Below are 17,716 nucleotides of genomic sequence, written 5' to 3'. Positions count from 1 at the left end.
CTAGCTAGTTCCATTCGGACCGAACCGGAAGACCGCTCATGCCCTTTGCCGCCCGCCTGACCCGCACGCCCCTTGCCTATGCGCCCGATCGCGGGGCCGAGGCGTTAACCCAGATGCACGATCTGCCGCCGGAATTGTCCGAGCTGATTTCTGGCGCCGCAGGGTCTTCTCCGTTTCTGGCGGAGTTGATCCGCAAGGAAGGCCATTGGCTGTCCCACGCCCTGTCCGAAGAACCGGAAGAGGTTGTCGCCGGCCTGATCGAGGAGACGGGCACGTTAACCACGGCCACGATCGACGCGGGCCTGCGGCAGTTAAAGCGGCGCGCGGCATTGGTGGTGGGGCTGGCGGATTTGGGTGGCGTGTGGGGGCTGGCGACGGTCACGCAGGCCTGGACAGATTTCGCCGATGCCTGCGTGGCGGCGGCTTTGGCGGTGCATGTGGCGGCGCAAGCACGGCGCGGCAAGATCCCGGGCCAGACCGAGGCCGACGCCCTTAAAGATGGGGCCGGAATGGTGGCTTTGGCGATGGGCAAGATGGGCGCGGGAGAGTTGAATTACTCCTCCGACATCGACCTGATTTGCCTGTTTGATGAGAGCCGTTTCGATGGCCCCGCCGAGGAAATGGAGGCGCGTGCAGGTTTTATCAAAGCCACCCGCGCCATGGCGGCCACGCTGAACGACCCCACCAAGGACGGTTATGTTTTCCGCACTGATTTGCGTCTGCGCCCTGATGCTTCGGTCACGCCGGTGTGCATCTCCATGGCGGCGGCAGAACGGTATTATGAGGGGGAAGGCCGGACATGGGAACGCTCCGCCTATATCAAGGCGCGTCCGGCGGCGGGGGATAGCGCGGCGGGGGCGAATTTCTTAACGGCGTTAACGCCTTTCGTCTGGCGCAAGCATCTGGACTTCGCCGCCGTGGCGGAGACCATGGATATGCGCCAGCGTATCCGAGACCATAAGGGACTGCATGGGAAAGAGCTGGAAGGGCGCAACCTGAAGCTCGGCCACGGCGGTATTCGCGAGATCGAGTTCTTCGCCCAGACCCGCCAGCTTGTGGCCGGGGGCCGGGACCCAAGCCTGCGCCAGCCCCGCACGGTGAAGGCCTTGGCCGCCCTTGCGAGGGCCGATTGGATCACGCGCGAAGATGCCAGCACTTTGGCCGACCACTACGCCGCCCTGCGCGAGGCCGAACACCGCTTGCAGATGATCGACGACGCACAAACCCATTCCCTGCCGAAAACGCCGGAAGGTTTCGACCGCCTCGCAAGGTTAAGCGGCGAGGACAACACGGCGCGGTATCGCGCGGTGTTGGAGGAGCGGTTGGATGCGGTCGCCACCCTGACCCAAGACCTCTACGCCTCCAAATCCAGCACAAGTGTCGCGCCGGTTCTGTCGGAGGCGGCCCAGGATATCGTGGCCCGCTGGCCCGGCTATCCGGCCCTGAAGTCAGAACGCGGGCAGGCCATTTTCGAACGCCTCAAGCCTGACCTTTTGAACCGTTTCACCCAATCCGCCCGTCCCGACGAGGCATTGTCAAACTTTGACGGTTTCCTACGCGGCCTGCCTGCGGGGGTGCAGATTTTCTCGCTCTTCGATGCCAACCCCAGCCTCGTGGATCTACTGGTCGATATCTGCGCCACGGCCCCCGGTCTGGCGGCCTATCTGTCGCGTCACAGCCAGGTGCTGGATGCGGTTCTGGATGGGCAGTTCTTTGCCCCCTGGCCCGGGGCGCAGGGGCTGGAGGATGGCCTGTCCGAAACTCTGGCCCCCTTGGATTACGAGGCACAGTTGGACACGGCGCGGCGCTGGCAGAAGGAATGGCACTTCCGTGTCGGGGTTCACATGCTGCGCGGGCTGATCGACGCCAAGGACGCGGCACGGCAATATTCCGATGTGGCGCAAGCGGTTGTTGCGGCGCTCTGGCCCTGCGTCTGCGCCGATGTGGCGCGGCGCCACGGAGAGGCACCGGGGCGCGGCGGTGTGGTGTTGGCGATGGGATCGCTTGGGGTGCGGGAAATGACCGCCACCTCGGATCTGGACCTGATCGTGATTTTCGACGCCCAAGGGGTCGAGATGACCGACGGGCGCCGCCCCCTCGATCCGCGCGGCTGGTTTGCCAAGGCGACCAAGGCGATGATCACGGCGCTTAGCGCGCGCACCGCAGAGGGGAAGCTCTACGACGTGGATATGCGTTTGCGGCCATCGGGCGGGCAGGGGCCGGTGGCCACGGCGCTGTCGTCGTTCGAACGCTATCAGCGAGAGGAGGCCTGGGTTTGGGAACATATGGCTCTGACCCGCGCCCGTGTTGTGGCGGGCGACACCACCTTGGCGCGCGACGTAGACGCGATCCGGCACGCGATGATCGAGGGCCGCAAGGGCGACGCCAGCGTTTTGCCCGAAGCCGCCGTCATGCGCACGCGCCTGCAAGAGGCGGGGCGCGCGGGCAGCACGTGGTCGGTGCGTGACGGGGCGGGCGGAATGCAGGACATCGCCCTGGTCGCCCAAGCGCTGGCCTTGTCAGCGGGTCGCGCCGTGGAGGGCACATTGGCGCAGATCGACACCGCCACTCGGGCCGGGCTGATAGGGGCAGAGGACGCGGCCCAATTGGCCAAAGCTTACGATCTGTTTCAAACCGTTTCCCAAGGCGGGCGCTTGCTGACCGATGCCTCCCTAGAGATCGACAATACCGGCGAAGGGGGCCGCGCGTTTCTTCTGCGCATGGCCGGCGTGACGGCGACGGAGCTTTTGGTGACGCAGTTGGACCAATCGCGCCATGCCGCTGCCGCTATCATCAACAAAATTCTAACCCCAACCGAGTGACCTTGCCATGAAAGACCAAGACCCCAACGACCCCAAGGGTCTTATCCGCGAAGCCTTCAAGATCGAAGGTATCTCGGCCCCTGAGTGTCGGTCGATCTTTGTGGATTGGGCGCTGAGCGTTCAGTCCGACAATCACGGGCCTTTGATCGAGGCGTTGCTGGATCGGCACGCGGCAGAGCCTGCGGATCACCCGATGAAGGCGGTTCTGACCGAGGGCTTGGCGGAGAAGCCCACAGCAACGCGGCGCGGGGGGCGAGCGGCGCGGGTCAAAGACAGCTAGGGGCGTTGGATATAGCGGGTCTGATAAGTAATTTCGATCGGCTCTGCGATGCGCACGGCATCGGCTTCCAGTTCCGCCAGTGTCGGATACCAATCCAGCGGCGTGGGGGTGCCTTCGGGGTTTGGGGTCTCGACCATGTGACGCAGCGCACCGCGCAGGCCCGCAAGGTCACGGCCGCCGTCGAACAGCTCGCCTAGATCAAGGGTTGCGATGTTGGCGCAGGCCTCGGGGACGCAATCGACCCAAATCTCATAGGGTTCACCCCAGACGCCGGGCAGAATACCGGTGGTGCCATTGTGGGCGATCGCCATGCCGGAAACCGGCACACCTTGGCCGTCGGCGCCGCGATAGGTGAGGTTCGGGTTCGAATTGGGGCGGCGTCGGAAGGCCATTTGTGCCTGACCCAAATGCGCGATGATCCGCGTTTCGATCGCGTCCTCAACCTCATGGCGGCGCGGTGTCTGGCCATCCAGATACCACATGAGCGGCGGCGTGAGGATGTAGCGCTGCGTGTAGGGCACCATCGAACGGGGACCAGAGACCATCGCACGGGTCGGGTCTGCGGCGACGTCGGCGCTTAGCTCCAGCACGGCGTCACGGGAGAGGTCCTGTTCGATCATCTCCACGGCGGTCGAGAATGCATGCAAGGGGCCAAGGTCCATCCGGCGTGGGTTGCAGAAGGCGTAATCCTCGGCGATATGCGCGTCGCGCACGGTCCAAAGCACCTTGGCGCTTTGGTTGCTGCAATAGACCGGGACGTGATCGCCGCTGGCGAACAGGTCAATCATCCGGCCGGTGTGAAACCCGATCTGGGTATCGGCGGGCAGGGCGTTGATATCTAACTCAAACCACCCTTCGCCGCCGTCTTGGAAGACGACAACATCGGGGGCGCTATTCTCTAATTGCAGAAGGGACGCGACAGACACTTGCGGTAGCGCCGCCAAGGCACGGGCATCCCGCAAAGAGCGCAGCGATTGTTGCGGGCCGCCCATCAGCAGCAAGACACCGGCCAGCAGAGTCAGGCCGATTATGCCCCCGAAGAGCACCCGTTTTGTCATGCTTTGGCTCGAGCCGCGTGGCTGCCGCGTTCGCGGTATGGGGTCGTGTCATAATGGGCGCGGTAGCATTTGGAGAAATGCGACGGAGAGGCAAAGCCGCAAGCCAGCGCCACGTTGATCACGCTCATATCCGTCTGCATCAGAAGGTTGCGGGCTTTACCAAGGCGCAGCTCCATATAATACCGCTTCGGAGAGCGGTTGAGATACCGGCGAAACAGCCGTTCCAGCTGGCGCGTGGACATGCCCACATCCATCGCCAATTGCGCGGGGCTGATCGGGTCTTCGATGTTTTGTTCCATCATCCGAATGACCTGGCCCAGTTTCGGGTGCCGCACGCCGATGCGCGTCGGGATCGACAAGCGTTGGGTGTCCTGGTCCGTTCGGATCGAGGTGTAGATCAGTTGATCGGCCACCAGATTGGCCAGATCTTCGCCCTGATCCTCGGCGATCAGCTTCAGCATCAGATCAATCGAGGCCGTGCCCCCCGCCGTGGTGATCCGATTGCCATCGACCACGAAGACGGATTTCGTCAGGGTCACATCTTCGAACTCTTCGGCGAAACTGTCCTGGTTTTCCCAATGGGTGGTGGCGCGTTTGCCGTCCAGAAGCCCGGCCTTGGCCAAGGTGTAGCCCGCCGTGCACAGCCCGCCGATGACCGGGCCTTTGCGGGCCTCGCGCCGGATCCAGCTGAGCAGGCGCTTGGTCGTTGCCCCCGCCACATCAATGCCACCGCACAACAACACCACATCGTCGCGGTTCACCTCTTCAAGGTCACTATCGAGGCGAAACCAAATCCCGGCAGAGCATTGCGCATATTCGCCGCCTTCGCCCGCAAGGGTCCATTCATAAAGCTCTTGGCCCGACATGCGGTTGGCGATCCGCAGTGCCTCCACGGCTGAGGCGAAACACAGCATGGTAAACTGATCCAGCAATACGAAGACAAACCGTTTCGGGCCTTCGTTTGGGCGCAGGCGGGCACCTTTGTCCGACATTTCTCAACCTTCCGATGTGGCCGAATAGGCGTGGCATACCTATCGTAAGGTGTAGCGAAAGCACTTATATTGCGCTGGCGCAATCCCATGGCGGCAAATTCGATGCCGCAGATATGGAAAATCCGGGATTGGAAGCGGGGCGGGCCTTGTGTAGAGAGGTCGTCGATCCCTGCGACATTGGAGAAAGTTATGACCGCAGCAAGCAGCTGGACGAAATCCGATTGGCGCGCAAAGCCGCGCGTTCAAATGCCTGACTATCTGGACGCCGACGCGCTTGGCGCCGTCGAGGCGCAGCTTCGTCAGTATCCGCCGCTTGTGTTTGCAGGCGAGGCGCGTCGCTTGCGCGACGAATTGGCGGCCGTATCCCGTGGCGATGGTTTTCTTCTGCAAGGGGGCGATTGCGCCGAAAGCTTTGCCGAATTCTCGGCCGACAACATCCGCGACACGTTCAAGGTGATGTTGCAGATGGCGATGGTGCTGACCTACGGCGCGAAGGTGCCTGTGGTGAAGATTGGCCGTATGGCAGGGCAGTTCGCCAAGCCGCGTTCGGCGCCTACGGAAACCCAAAACGGGGTGGAGCTGCCCTCGTACCGCGGTGACATCATCAACGATCTGGATTTCACCGAGGCCGCGCGTATCCCCAACCCGGCCAAGATGCTGCAAGCCTACACCCAGGCTGCAGCCTCGCTGAACCTGGTACGAGCCTTTTCGACCGGTGGTTTTGCCGATATTCATCACGTTCATTCCTGGACACTGGGCTTCACCGACAGCGAAGATGCGGGCAAATACCGCGACATGGCCAACCGCATCCAGGATGCGCTTGATTTCATGACCGCAGCGGGCCTGACTTCGGAAACCAACCATGAACTTTCGACGGTTGATTTCTACACCTCTCACGAGGCGCTTTTGCTGGAGTATGAAGAGGCACTGTGCCGTTTGGACAGCACCTCGGGCAAGTGGTTGGCGGGCTCTGGCCATATGATCTGGATCGGCGACCGCACCCGTCAGACCGACGGCGCCCATGTGGAGTTCTGCAAAGGCGTGCAGAACCCGATTGGCATCAAATGTGGCCCGACACTGACACGTTCGGACCTGAAAGAGCTGCTCGATACGCTGAACCCCAACCGGGAAGCGGGGCGCATCGTGCTGATCAACCGCTTCGGCGCAGGCAAAGTGGGCGACCACATGCCCAAGTTGATCCGCGCAGTGGAAGAGGAAGCGCACCCCGTTGTCTGGACCTGCGACCCGATGCACGGCAACACGATCAAGGCCGACAGCGGGTACAAGACCCGTCCGTTCGAAAGCGTGCTGCGTGAAGTGCAGGAATTCTTCGCGGTTCACGGGGCAGAGGGCACGATCCCCGGCGGCGTCCACTTCGAGATGACGGGCCAGGATGTGACCGAATGCACCGGCGGCGTGCGGGCCGTGACGGACGAGGATCTGTCCTCGCGCTATCACACCGCTTGCGATCCGCGTCTGAACGCCTCGCAATCGCTGGAACTGGCGTTCCTGGTGGCGGAAGAGCTTTCGGCAAACCGCAGCGCGATGCGGGCCACGGCGTAAGTCGCGGCTCTGCGCCGCGGCGCAAAATACAAAGGAAAACGGCGGGTGGCTTAGGGGCCAACCCGCCGTTTTTTATGGTGCGCCTGTGTGGGGTTCAGGACAGCCCGCCGGTGATGACCTGAAACACGGGCCGGGCCTGCGGCGTATCTTCGGATTGCACCTGCGTGGCCGTTTGCGTCGCCAAACGGGGGCGCATCACCCGGGTCGAGATCAGTTGGCCCGGCGTTGTATCGCCCATCGGCCCAATGATCGGCCCGGTTTCGGGAATGTCCAGCGTCCAGCTGTCGGTCACGTGGAAGCGCCCGCGCATATCGGACACGAAGGGCGTCACCGCCGCGCGTTCGGCGTAAATCGCCAAGGCCCGTGTCAAGGCGCCGCGGGTGTCGGTTAAGGGCAAAATGGCCATCTGAGCCTCGGGCACCGGGCCGGAGCGCTCTTGCCGGGCAAGGGACAGGATGCTGACTGCAGGCGTGGTGATCGCGGTTTCGGCGGCATCCATGGCGCGGTTGCGGTCGTCCAGCTCGAACAAGGCGCGAAACGGCATTCCGCGCAGTTCCATCCCGGCCCGTGTGGACATGGTGGCCCCGGCCAAACGCACCCGCACCGTGCCGGCGCGGGGACGTTCCAGAATACAGATGCGCGACAGGTGGCGGGTGATGGCGGCGGGGCTGATCTCGGTCCGGCCGGGGGCCACGCGGTCGCCGCGCAATTCGTCCCAATAGCGCAGAACACTGGTGATCCGCCCGCCCATATCGGGCTGCGTATGGGTCATGTCATAGGTATTTCTCATCTCGCACACTCCAACGTTGTTTGGCCTGACGTTGAATGCCAAGGGACCAGAACCTTTCTTTTGGCCGTGCAACGAATGGCGCGTCTTATCGCCGTGCTGCACTTCCTGATCCTTTTCGAATACACTGTATAAAATTGTTCGGGCAGGGGGAGAATTGACAGATGGTTAATGACACGAGGCGAAAACATGGGGGCTAACGGGCTTGCGTCGATGACGGCATTCGCCAGCGCCGAAGGCGCGACGGAGGGCTTTTCGTGGAGCTGGGACCTGCGCTCGGTCAACGGGCGGGGTTTGGATTTGCGGCTGCGCCTGCCCGATGGATTGACCCCGTTGGAGCAGCCGTTACGCGCTGCGCTGCAAAAGGCGCTGTCGCGGGGCAATGTGACGCTCGGCCTGCGCCTGAACCGCGTGGGCACCGCCGGCAGCCGCCTGTCCACACAGGCGCTTGATGCCGCCCTGGAGATGATTTCCGAGGTCGAGGCTCGGGCCAACGGCGGGCTGACCCACTCCACCGCTGTGGACGTGCTGGGGATGCGCGGCGTGATGGATGGCGCGGATGACGTGGCGCTCCCCTCGGTCGATCTGCTGATGGCTGAAGCCGCTGCGCTGATCGACGCCTTCGTTGCCATGCGCGCGGCAGAAGGCGCGGCGATGACGGCTGTGATGAACGCACAATTGGACCGCATGGCGCAGCTGACGCAGGACGCCGCCACCGCCGCCGCGAAAAGAACACAGGCGCAGGGCAGCCGGTTCCGGGCGCAAGTCACGGCCCTGTTGGAGGAAACCGATATCGTGGACGAGGCGCGTCTGGCACAAGAAGTGGCGATCTTGGCGGTCAAAGGCGACGTGACCGAGGAAATCGACCGCCTATCCGCTCATATCGCAGCGGCAAAAGCCTTGGTGGCCGAGGGCGGCCCCGTGGGGCGCAAGCTGGATTTCCTGATGCAGGAGTTCAATCGAGAGGCCAACACGCTTTGCGCCAAGTCCGCTGACACAGCCCTGACCGCCATTGGCCTTGACCTGAAACTGACCATAGATCAGATGCGCGAGCAGGTACAAAATGTGGAATGACCATGACTGATACGCAGCGACACGACCCGAAACGACGGGGCCTTCTGATTATCCTGTCGTCACCGTCGGGGGCGGGCAAATCCACCCTGGCGCGACGCCTTATGGCTTGGGACGAAACGCTCAGCTTTTCGGTCTCGGCCACCACCCGCGATCCCCGTCCCGGCGAGGTGGATGGGCAGGACTATCAGTTCATGGCAGAGGCAGAGTTCAAGGGCCTCGTGGCCGATGGTCAAATGCTCGAACACGCCCATGTTTTTGGCAATTTCTACGGCTCGCCCATGGCGCCCGTGTCCCGCGCGATTGAGGCCGGGCGCGATGTCTTGTTCGATATTGATTGGCAGGGCGCGCAGCAGATCCGCAACTCTGACCTGGGCAAACACACGTTGTCGATCTTCATCCTGCCCCCCTCGATTCCGGAGTTGAAAAAGCGTCTGGAAGGGCGCGCGCAAGACAGCGCCGAGGTCATCGAAAAGCGGATGCGGCGCAGTTGGGATGAAATCAGCCGGTGGGACGCCTACGACTACGTTTTGGTGAACGACAACCTGTTGATGACCGAAGAGCGTTTGAAGACGATCATTACGGCAGAGCGTTTGCGCCGTGAACAGCAACCCGGCTTGCAAACCCACGTGCGCGCATTGCAAGCGGAATTTGAGGATTTGGAACAATGATCTATGAGTTAGGCGGCGTTTCGCCCGATATTGCCGAAGACACGTGGATCGCGCCCGATGCCAATGTGATCGGCAACGTGGTGTTGGAGGCAGGCGCCAGCGTGTGGTTTGGCTGCACCCTGCGCGGTGACAACGAGGAAATTCGCGTCGGCGCGGGCTCTAACGTACAAGAAAACGTGGTGGGCCATACGGACCCCGGCTGCCCGCTGTTGATTGGGCCCGATTGCACGATCGGTCATAAGGCGATGTTGCATGGCTGTGTGATCGGCGCGGGCAGTTTAATCGGCATGGGGGCCACGGTGCTGAATGGTGCCAAGATCGGCGCGGGCTGCTTGATCGGCGCGGGTGCCCTGATCCCGGAGGGCAAGGTAATCCCCGATGGGTCACTGGTGATGGGAATGCCCGGCAAGGTGGTGCGCGAGTTGGACGAGGCCGCGCGGGCCGGTCTGTTGGCATCGGCCGAACTCTATCGCCAGAACATGCGGCGGTTCAGGGCGGGTTTGCGCGCGCTGTAAAGGGCAAGCCGCGCCCTGGGGCGTCAGGCGGTGGACATGCGAAACGTTTCCGCCTCGGCCACGTAGTTTACGGTCATGCCGAGCGCTTGCGCGGCCCGTAGGAGTACGGGAAATTGCGCATCGGATGGACGCAGGGGCCGATCGGGTGATGGTGCACCCGAACGCAGGATGTCCCACAGGTTTTCATCCACATTGATCTTTGGGCCCGTCGCTTCCAGTTCCCAATTGCCGGTGGGGTTGGGACCCAGACGAATGGTGCCGCCCATGGGCAGGGCAGCTTCGGCGCAAAGCAGCATCAGCAACGCCATCTTGGTTTCCTGACGGGTGCGATCTTCTTGTGCCATCCATACGGCAGCGATGCGGCTTTGGTGAAAGTAGCCGTCCACCACTGCTTTTGCCTCGCGCAGGGAGGTGAGCTGCTCGGGCACGGCGCCGCCAAATGCGAGCCGAAACAGCCTTATCCGCGCTTCAGCCGCGCGCACGGCGTCGCGGATCAACTCGACCTCCGGGCCATCGGCCTTTCCGGTCATCTCCAGAAGCTCAACCCCATTGCCGATTGCGCCTAATGGGTTAATTAGATCATGGCACAGGCGTGAGGCCACCAAATCGGCCAAATGAGTGGCCGGATCAATCAATTCATCCCGCATCGAAGGCTCTTTCCTGATATGGACAAAGACAGTTCCGCTGCCGACATCACCGCCATTCTTGCGCCGGGCATGTTCGTGCGCAATCCTGCCGCGCCCGAGTGGGGCCGTGGGCAGGTGCAATCCAACATTTCAGGGCGGGTAACGGTCAACTTCGAGAACGAGGGCAAGCTGGTTTTGGACGGGCACAAGGTTGCATTGCTCATTGAGTATCCCTCCTGAAACGTTGCTGAACGCTAACGCCAAATGGTTAATTCTCTTTTAACGCCCGTAAACGAATTTGATTTGGTACCGTTGCGCCAAACTTGCAAATAAGCAAGAGGTTGGTAAACCCGCCCCGCGCCCGCACAGGGGCACAGTTTTCAGGGAAAACACCCAAACACCATGCAGATTGATGAGCCACATCTAGCGCTGAGGCTGGCCCAGACGCCCGCTGAAATCCGTGCCGCTCAGCGCCTGCGCTACAGTGTCTTCGTCGAAGAACTGGGTGGCTCCGGCCCGATGGTGGACCATGACGCCCGCCTGGAGATGGACCGTTTTGACCCGCATTTCGACCACCTGATCCTGTCCGATCACCGTCGCGCGGCGGGGGATGAGGTGGTGGGCGTTTACCGTGTGATGCGTTCCGATGGGGCCGCACGGGCCGGGCAATTCTACTCGGAAGACGAATTTGATCTCGGCGTGCTACGCCGCTCGGGCCGGACGCTGTTAGAGCTGGGGCGGTCCTGCGTTCACCCCGATTATCGCGGCGGCACAGCGATGATGCATCTGTGGAACGGCCTTGCCGATTATATCGCGGACCATGGGATTGAAGTGATGTTCGGTGTCGCCAGTTTCCACGGGCAGGATCCCGCGCCCTTGGCGGGGCCCTTGTCACTGTTGCACCATCGCCACCTGGCGCCGGAAGACATTCGCCCCAGGGCCCGTGCCGACGGGGCGCAGCCGATGGGCTTGATCGCGGAAGACGCACTCGACCGTCCCGCCGCCATTCGGGCCATGCCGGCGCTGATAAAGGCTTATCTGCGCCTTGGCGGTTTCGTGGGTGAGGGGGCCTATATCGACCGGGCGTTCAACTGCGTTGATGTCTGCCTTGTCATGGACGTGGCCCGCATGTCCGCGACCCACCGGGCGATCTACCAAAGGGGCGGCACCCGTGATTGAGCCGTGGGAAGGCCCCGAAACACCCAAGCGCCGCGAGATTGGCGTGTCAGAGAGCCTGCGCATCGTAAGGCGGGCGACGCCCTTGCTCGCGATCTTGCTGATCTGTTTCCCCACACTGCTGATTTTGCGACTGCCCGAGCGGTTGATTGCCGGGCAAAGGCGGCCGGTGACGCCCTATCTGACGCAGCTGGTATGCATCGTGGCCTGTTGGAGCCTGAACCTGAAACGCAGCGTCAAAGGCGCCCCCATGCGCACGCCGGGGGCCTTTGTGTGCAACCATGTAAGTTGGCTCGACATATTTGTGCTGAACGCAAACAAGCGCATGTACTTTGTGGCCAAATCCGAGGTGAGCGGTTGGGGGGGCATCGGCTGGTTGGCACGAGCGACGGGCACGGTGTTTATCCGCCGCCAAAGGTCCGACGCTGCTACGCAGACGCGGCTGTTCGAAGATCGGCTGATTGCGGGCCACCAGCTATTGTTTTTCCCCGAGGGCACCTCGACCGATGGAGAGCGGGTGCTGCCGTTCAAGACCACGCTGTTTCAGGCGTTCTTTGCTGAGCGGTTAAGGGTTCGGGTCAGCATTCAACCCGTGACCCTGTCCTACACCGCCCCCCAAGGCGCGGATCGGCGGCATTACGGGTGGTGGGGCGATATGGATTTTGGGCCAAGCCTGCTGCAAATTCTTGCCACGCCGGGGCGGGGCCATGTGCAGGTGCAATACCACACGCCGCTTCCGGTGGCCCAAGCCGCCAACCGCAAAGCCTTGGCAAAAGCGGCTGAAGAGGCGGTGCGCACGGGCTTTGACGCAGCCCTTTAATGGGGCAAGGGCCGGGAAATGGCGCGGTGTTGCGAGAGGATCAGCGCAGGCTGGCGGTCAGGGCCTGAAGGGCAGCGACGGGGTCATCGGCGTGCCAGATCTCGGCTCCGATGCAGAAAAAATCCGTCACGGGCGTGAAGGCTTCCACCAGCTCTGCCGTCAGGGCGCCTTCGGCGACAATCGGCACTTCGATCATCTGCGACCACCAGGCGAACAGATCATGCTCGGCACGGCTGCCGTCACCCAGAGTGCTTTCCCCCACGGGACCGAAGCTGACGTAATCCGCGCCCGCCTCTCCGGCGTTCATGCCGTCGTGGCGCGACGTGCCGCAAGACGCGCCAATGATCGCATCCGCGCCCAACGCCTTGCGGGTGTCGCGCACGCTGCGTGACCCGTCGAGCAGGTGCACGCCGTCAAGGCCAAGGCGTTCGACCAGCTGCACATGGCGGTCAATCACCAGCGGGATATCGCGGGCGTGGGCGATTTCGCGGCATTGGTCGGCGGCACGGGAAAGGGTGCTTTCGTCTTCGGTGGTCAGGGTAAGGCGCACACAGGCGATATCAACGGCGTCCAGCAGGGCGGCCAGTTGCGGCGCGAAGGTGTCGACCTCGAAGGCGGTGGGCGTCATCAGGTAGAGTTGCGGGGTCTCTTGGGGCGCTTGATCGTCCATGGGGGCTCTTTGTGTGGCTTTGGGGCGCGGGGGCGCACATTGGGGTTGGCTGCGCTGATACAATCCAACGCGCGGCGGAGCAATGGCCCAGGCAGAGCGCTGCCGTCAGCATGCTTGCACGGGGCCGGTCCCGGCGCTATGGGCAGGCCCATGTCAGATCAGCCCGATACACCGCCCGCAGTGCCGCAAATGCCCGAAGCGTCGCAAATGCGCGCCTCGCAACCCGCCTTCATTCTTGTGCGCCCGCAGATGGGGGAAAACATCGGCGCGGCGGCGCGGGCGATGTGGAACTTTGGCCTCGACCGGATGCGGGTTGTGGCCCCACGCGACGGTTGGCCGAATGAGCGGGCCGTGGCCCTGGCCAGCGGCGCGGGGCGGTTGCTGGATGAGGCGCAGTTGTTTGACGATGTACCCTCAGCCTTGAGCGATTGCACCTACGTCTTTGCCACGACGGCGCGGGACCGGGGGCTGACCAAGCCCATCGTGACGCCCGAGCGGGCGATGGAACAAGCGAGAGAGATCATTGCCCAAGGCGGCAAGGTCGGCGTGATGTTCGGGCCAGAACGGGCCGGGTTGGAAAACGCCGATGTGGCGCCCGCCAATGCGGTGATCTCTGTGGATGTGAACCCGGCGTTTCCGTCCCTGAACCTGGCGCAATGTGTGTTGCTCTGTGGGTATGAGTGGCAGCGCCACGGCGCCAGCGTCGCGCCCGAGGTCATGGCTTTGGCCAAGACCGAGTTTGCCAGCGGTCTGGAGTTGGAGAAGCTGGGGGCGCATTACGAGGAACGGCTGGAGGAGGCCGGTTTCTTCTGGCCGCCCGCGAAAGCCGAGAGCATGAAGCTGACCCTGCGCAATTTATGGGGGCGGTTGAACCTGACCCGCGCCGATGTGCAGACCCTGCACGGCGTGATGCGGCAAATGGTGAGATGGGCCGAGGGGCGGCGTAAGGATTTGTAAGCCAGCGTCAGCGGGCGGTGCTTGTGGCAGAGGTTGACTGGGGCGCTGCCCCAGACCCCGGGAATATTTGAAGAACGAGGAAGATGGGGTCGCGCGTAAGGTCGCGGGCGCTTGAAGGGCGTGCGGGGGCGCGATAGGTCAGGTATTGAGACGAGACAAGGGGTGCGTCATGGCTGGCCAACGCAGTATTTTCGAAGACGTGGACGGGGCGCAGAAGCCCGCGGCGACACCGGGCGGCGTGAGCCGGGACCGGGGGCGCGGGCGCGGTCGGGTCCGTTTGTTCATCATGGTGTTGTTTGCCATGGTCGTGGTGCAGATCGCCGTGGGCGGGCTGACGCGGCTGACGGATTCGGGGCTATCCATCACCGAGTGGGCGCCGATCTCGGGCGCGGTGCCGCCGATGGATGGGGCGGCATGGGAGGCAGAGTTGGAGGCCTACCGCGCCACGACAGAGTATCAGGAACAGAACCGCGGCATGAGCCTTGAGGAATTCAAGGTGATCTATTGGTGGGAATGGGGCCACAGGCAGTGGGCGCGGTTGATTGGCGTGGTTTGGGCCGCTGGATTCGGGGCGCTTTTGGCGACGAAATCGGTGCCTGTGGGCTGGACGGGCCGGTTGGTTCTGCTTGGAGCATTGGGCGGTTTGCAGGGTTTTGCGGGCTGGTGGATGGTGTCCTCAGGAATGGCGCCGGGGATGTTTGATGTGGCCTCGTACCGCTTGGCGGTGCATTTGGTGCTCGCGTTTGTGATCCTTGCCTTGATGGCGTGGTACATCATGACATTGGCCCGAGCGGAGGCCGAGTTGATGACCGCGCGCCGCGACGGGGACCGCAAGTTGGGCGGCATGGCGACGGGGCTGTTGCATCTGAGCATGGTGCAAATCCTGATCGGAGCCATGGTGGCAGGCATTGATGCGGGACGGAACTTTATTGACTGGCCGCTGATGGCAGGGGCGTTCACGCCGCCGGACATGTGGGCGATTGAGCCGTGGTATCGCAACCTTTTCGAGAATGACGGAACGGTGCAGTTCATCCACCGCATGGTTGGCTACGTTTTGCTGGCCTTCGGGATTGGCGCTTGGGTCGCGGCAAGACGCTCGGCCCGGGTGGCCACCAAGCGGGCCTTCGACTGGGTCATGGTGATGATGCTGGGACAGGTCGTTTTGGGCATTGTGACGGTCATGCATTCTTCTCCATGGTATCTGGCGATTGTCCATCAATTCGGGGCGGTTGTGCTAATTACCCTGATCATGCGGGCGCGGTTCTTGGCGCGCTATCCGCTTCCCCAATCCGTGAGAGGAGCCGCCTGATGGCTGCATTGGAAGACCTATTGGCATTCAACCGCACGACTGAAGCCCTGGGGCAGGTCATGGGCCGTTTGGGATGGGATCAGGAAACAATGATGCCCCCCGCCGCAGCGCAACAACGCAGCGAAGAGATGGCGGCGTTGGAAAGCGTGCTGCACGCGCGGCGCACGGACCCGATGGTAGGGGAATGGTTGGCGCAGGCGCGGCCCGAGACGGATGTGGACAGGGCGCAGGTCCGAGAGATCGCGCGCAGCCATGCCCGCGCGGTGAAGGTGCCTGCGGATTTGGCGGCGGAACTGGCGCGGCTGACCTCAGTCAGTCAGGGGATATGGGCCAAGGCCCGCGCGGCGGAAGACGTGGCGGCGTTCTTGCCGACCCTCAAGCAGGTCGTGGCGTTGAAGCGAGAGGAAGCGGCGGCGATTGCAGACGGGGGCAATCTCTATGATGCGATGCTGCAAGATTATGAGCCCGGCGCGACGGCATCCGAGATTGGCGCGTTGTTTGACCGGATGCGGCCGCGTTTGGTGGCTTTGCGGGATCGGTTGGCAAGCGTGGAGATGCCGGACGCCCTGAGCGGCACCTTCCCCGAGGCCGCACAAATGGCACTGGGCCGAGAGATAGCAGAGCGGTTCAGCTACGACTTTGACCATGGCAGGTTGGATCAGGCGGTGCATCCGTTCAGCTCTGGCTCTGGGGCGGATGTGCGCATCACCACGCGGGTGGACGAGAATGAGCCGATGGGGTGTTTGTACTCCACCATCCACGAGGTTGGGCATGCGACTTATGAATTGCACATCGCGGATGAGCTGCGCCTGACCGCATTGGGGCAGGGGGTCTCGATGGGGGTGCATGAGAGCCAGAGCCGGATTTATGAGAACCAGTTGGGCCGCTCGGAAACGTTTTGCCGGTTCCTTCATGGGCGCATGACAGAGTATTTCGGTGAGCTCTCGGCCCCTGGGGACGAGATTGCGCGGGTGATCAACCGCGTTGAGACGGGCTACATTCGCACAGAGGCCGATGAGGTGCATTACAACCTGCACGTCATGTTGCGGTTTGATCTGGAGCGCCAGCTTTTTGGCGGCGCGTTGGAGGTTGCGGATCTGGAGGAGGCGTGGAACAGCAGGTTCGCGGCCGACTTTGGGATGGTGGTGGACAAGCCCTCCAACGGGGTGTTGCAGGATGTGCATTGGTCGGTGGGGCTGTTTGGCTATTTCCCGACCTACGCCTTGGGCAACGTTTATGCCGGGTGCCTGAATGCCGCGTTGCGGCGCGATGTGCCGGGGGTGGATGAGGCCCTTGCGGCCGGTGATCCGGGCCCTGCTTTGGCGTGGTTGCGCGAAAACCTCCAACGCCATGGCGGGCTGCGCAGCCCCAGAGACACGATCATCCATGCCACGGGGGCCGAGATTTCCGAGGCGCCGCTGTTGGATTATCTGGACGCTAAATACGGCGCACTTTTCGGGGTGTGACCCCTTCGGGGCGGAATCCTTCCTCGGGCGGTTCCCGCCCTCGTCACAGTGGTACCGTTAGTCTTTGGCCCAATCGGGCGCGCGTTTCTCCAGGAAAGCGGAGATGCCTTCGTTCGTGTCGCGATTTTGCATGTTGGTGACCATGGCCGCGCCGGTCAGGGCGTAGGCTTGGGCCAACGGGAGGTCTGCCTGGTCGTAGAAGGCTTGCTTACCAATACGAAGGGCGGCCCCGAGTTTACCTGCGATGACTTCGGCCAGATCGGCGGTGGTGGCGTCCAGCTGATCTGCGGGCGCGATGCGGTTGATCAGGCCCAGATCGCGGGCGCGGGTGGCGGTGAGGAATTCACCGGTGGTGAGCATCTCAAACACTTGCTTAGGGGGCATGACGCGGCTGAGCGCGACCATGGGCGTGGAGCAGAACAGGCCGATGTTGACGCCGTTCGCGCCAAAGCGGGCGTCATCGGTGGCCACGGCCAGGTCGCAGGAAGCAACCAGCTGGCACCCGGCAGCGGCTGCCAGCCCGTGGACCTGGGCAATGATCGGCTGGGGTAGGCGGGGCAGGGTTTGCATCATGTGAGAGCAACGGTCGAACAGGTCTTTCCACGCGGCGCTGCCTTGATCCGCATGTTGGCGGGCGGCCTGCATTTGTTTGAGGTCGTGCCCGGCGCAGAAGACACGGCCTGCGCCTTTGAGAACGATCACCTTCTGGGAGGCGCTATTGGCGAGGGCGTCCAGCGTGGATTGGAGGGTGTCGAGCATCTCATCCGATAGGGCATTGAGATTGCCGGGAGAATTGAGGGTCAGGTGGGTGACCGCGCCGCGATCCTCGCGGAGGACAAGTGGGTCAGAGACAGGTTCAGACATGGGGGGCAGGTGTCCCTTGCGCAGTTGGATGGTTTTGGAAAGGGTAGCGTTCAACACGTGAAGGGGGAA

18 protein-coding genes are annotated in these 17,716 nt (G+C 62.9%); 12 read left to right on the top strand and 6 right to left on the bottom strand.

Annotated elements, in window-relative coordinates:
- Positions 1-38 precede the first annotated feature (38 nt).
- Positions 39-2,822 (top strand): glutamine-synthetase adenylyltransferase, encoded by a 2,784-nt coding sequence (locus AADW23_RS13910; RefSeq protein WP_341861543.1) that lies wholly within the window; start codon positions 39-41, stop codon positions 2,820-2,822.
- A 7-nt stretch (positions 2,823-2,829) separates the two neighbouring features.
- Positions 2,830-3,102 (top strand): hypothetical protein, encoded by a 273-nt coding sequence (locus AADW23_RS13905; protein WP_341861542.1) that lies wholly within the window; start codon positions 2,830-2,832, stop codon positions 3,100-3,102.
- Here AADW23_RS13905 and AADW23_RS13900 read toward each other — a convergent pair.
- Together AADW23_RS13900 and AADW23_RS13895 are read right to left on the bottom strand one after the other, a co-directional pair.
- Positions 3,099-4,160, bottom strand: coding sequence for a hypothetical protein (locus tag AADW23_RS13900; RefSeq protein WP_341861541.1), 1,062 nt, complete (start codon positions 4,158-4,160; stop codon positions 3,099-3,101). The genes AADW23_RS13905 and AADW23_RS13900 overlap by 4 nt on opposite strands.
- On the bottom strand, positions 4,157-5,152 hold the full coding sequence (locus AADW23_RS13895; RefSeq protein ID WP_341861540.1) for a GlxA family transcriptional regulator: 996 nt from the start codon (positions 5,150-5,152) through the stop codon (positions 4,157-4,159). The genes AADW23_RS13900 and AADW23_RS13895 overlap by 4 nt, the downstream gene beginning before the upstream one ends.
- Before the next feature lie 189 nt (positions 5,153-5,341).
- Here AADW23_RS13895 and AADW23_RS13890 point away from each other — a divergent pair, with 189 nt between their 5' ends.
- Positions 5,342-6,715: a class II 3-deoxy-7-phosphoheptulonate synthase gene (locus AADW23_RS13890; RefSeq protein WP_341861539.1), complete on the top strand. Its 1,374-nt coding sequence runs from the start codon at positions 5,342-5,344 to the stop codon at positions 6,713-6,715.
- 94 nt (positions 6,716-6,809) lie between these two features.
- On the opposite strand, the gene AADW23_RS13885 is transcribed toward AADW23_RS13890, so the two are convergent.
- Positions 6,810-7,505 carry a PAS domain-containing protein gene (locus AADW23_RS13885; protein ID WP_341861538.1) on the bottom strand — a complete coding sequence of 232 codons (696 nt, stop codon included), beginning with the start codon at positions 7,503-7,505 and terminating at the stop codon, positions 6,810-6,812.
- A gap of 168 nt (positions 7,506-7,673) precedes the next feature.
- Between AADW23_RS13885 and AADW23_RS13880 the strand changes: the two genes are divergently transcribed.
- Genes AADW23_RS13880 through AADW23_RS13870 form a run of 3 tightly spaced genes read left to right on the top strand, consistent with a single transcriptional unit; the run spans position 7,674 to position 9,759 of the window.
- Positions 7,674-8,576 carry a YicC/YloC family endoribonuclease gene (locus tag AADW23_RS13880; protein ID WP_341861537.1) on the top strand — a complete coding sequence of 301 codons (903 nt, stop codon included), beginning with the start codon at positions 7,674-7,676 and terminating at the stop codon, positions 8,574-8,576.
- Complete coding sequence (gmk, locus tag AADW23_RS13875; RefSeq protein ID WP_341861536.1) at positions 8,573-9,244, top strand: guanylate kinase; 672 nt, start codon at positions 8,573-8,575, stop codon at positions 9,242-9,244. The genes AADW23_RS13880 and gmk overlap by 4 nt, the downstream gene beginning before the upstream one ends.
- Positions 9,241-9,759, top strand: a complete 519-nt coding sequence (locus AADW23_RS13870; protein ID WP_341861535.1) for a gamma carbonic anhydrase family protein — start codon at positions 9,241-9,243, stop codon at positions 9,757-9,759. The genes gmk and AADW23_RS13870 overlap by 4 nt, the downstream gene beginning before the upstream one ends.
- A gap of 23 nt (positions 9,760-9,782) precedes the next feature.
- On the opposite strand, the gene AADW23_RS13865 is transcribed toward AADW23_RS13870, so the two are convergent.
- Positions 9,783-10,406, bottom strand: coding sequence for a histidine phosphotransferase family protein (locus AADW23_RS13865; RefSeq protein ID WP_341861534.1), 624 nt, complete (start codon positions 10,404-10,406; stop codon positions 9,783-9,785).
- Between the two features lie 18 nt (positions 10,407-10,424).
- On the opposite strand from AADW23_RS13865, the gene AADW23_RS13860 reads away from it, so the two are divergent.
- The 3 genes from AADW23_RS13860 to AADW23_RS13850 all read left to right on the top strand — a co-directional run bounded on the left by AADW23_RS13860 (position 10,425) and on the right by AADW23_RS13850 (position 12,381).
- The gene (locus AADW23_RS13860) at positions 10,425-10,625 is read left to right on the top strand and encodes a DUF3553 domain-containing protein (protein ID WP_341861533.1); all 201 of its coding nucleotides are present in this window, start codon (positions 10,425-10,427) and stop codon (positions 10,623-10,625) included.
- 162 nt (positions 10,626-10,787) lie between these two features.
- On the top strand, positions 10,788-11,564 hold the full coding sequence (locus AADW23_RS13855; RefSeq protein WP_341861532.1) for a GNAT family N-acyltransferase: 777 nt from the start codon (positions 10,788-10,790) through the stop codon (positions 11,562-11,564).
- On the top strand, positions 11,557-12,381 hold the full coding sequence (locus AADW23_RS13850) for a lysophospholipid acyltransferase family protein (RefSeq protein WP_341861531.1): 825 nt from the start codon (positions 11,557-11,559) through the stop codon (positions 12,379-12,381). The genes AADW23_RS13855 and AADW23_RS13850 overlap by 8 nt, the downstream gene beginning before the upstream one ends.
- Positions 12,382-12,421: 40 nt before the next feature.
- On the opposite strand, the gene AADW23_RS13845 is transcribed toward AADW23_RS13850, so the two are convergent.
- A complete protein-coding gene (locus AADW23_RS13845) occupies positions 12,422-13,051 on the bottom strand; it encodes a thiamine phosphate synthase (RefSeq protein ID WP_341861530.1) in 630 nt (209 codons plus the stop codon).
- Between the two features lie 207 nt (positions 13,052-13,258).
- Here AADW23_RS13845 and AADW23_RS13840 point away from each other — a divergent pair, with 207 nt between their 5' ends.
- The 3 genes from AADW23_RS13840 to AADW23_RS13830 all read left to right on the top strand — a co-directional run bounded on the left by AADW23_RS13840 (position 13,259) and on the right by AADW23_RS13830 (position 16,783).
- Complete coding sequence (locus AADW23_RS13840; RefSeq protein WP_341864334.1) at positions 13,259-14,008, top strand: RNA methyltransferase; 750 nt, start codon at positions 13,259-13,261, stop codon at positions 14,006-14,008.
- A 169-nt stretch (positions 14,009-14,177) separates the two neighbouring features.
- Positions 14,178-15,317 (top strand): heme A synthase, encoded by a 1,140-nt coding sequence (ctaA, locus tag AADW23_RS13835; protein WP_341861529.1) that lies wholly within the window; start codon positions 14,178-14,180, stop codon positions 15,315-15,317.
- Positions 15,317-16,783, top strand: coding sequence for a carboxypeptidase M32 (locus AADW23_RS13830; protein WP_341861528.1), 1,467 nt, complete (start codon positions 15,317-15,319; stop codon positions 16,781-16,783). The genes ctaA and AADW23_RS13830 overlap by 1 nt, the downstream gene beginning before the upstream one ends.
- 57 nt (positions 16,784-16,840) lie before the next feature.
- On the opposite strand, the gene AADW23_RS13825 is transcribed toward AADW23_RS13830, so the two are convergent.
- Positions 16,841-17,647 (bottom strand): enoyl-CoA hydratase, encoded by an 807-nt coding sequence (locus AADW23_RS13825; RefSeq protein ID WP_341861527.1) that lies wholly within the window; start codon positions 17,645-17,647, stop codon positions 16,841-16,843.
- Positions 17,648-17,716 lie beyond the last annotated feature (69 nt).

Origin of the sequence: Gymnodinialimonas sp. 57CJ19 (genome assembly GCF_038396845.1) — a bacterium.
Classification (GTDB): domain Bacteria; phylum Pseudomonadota; class Alphaproteobacteria; order Rhodobacterales; family Rhodobacteraceae; genus Gymnodinialimonas.
This window is presented reverse-complemented; position numbering and strand designations above follow the sequence as displayed.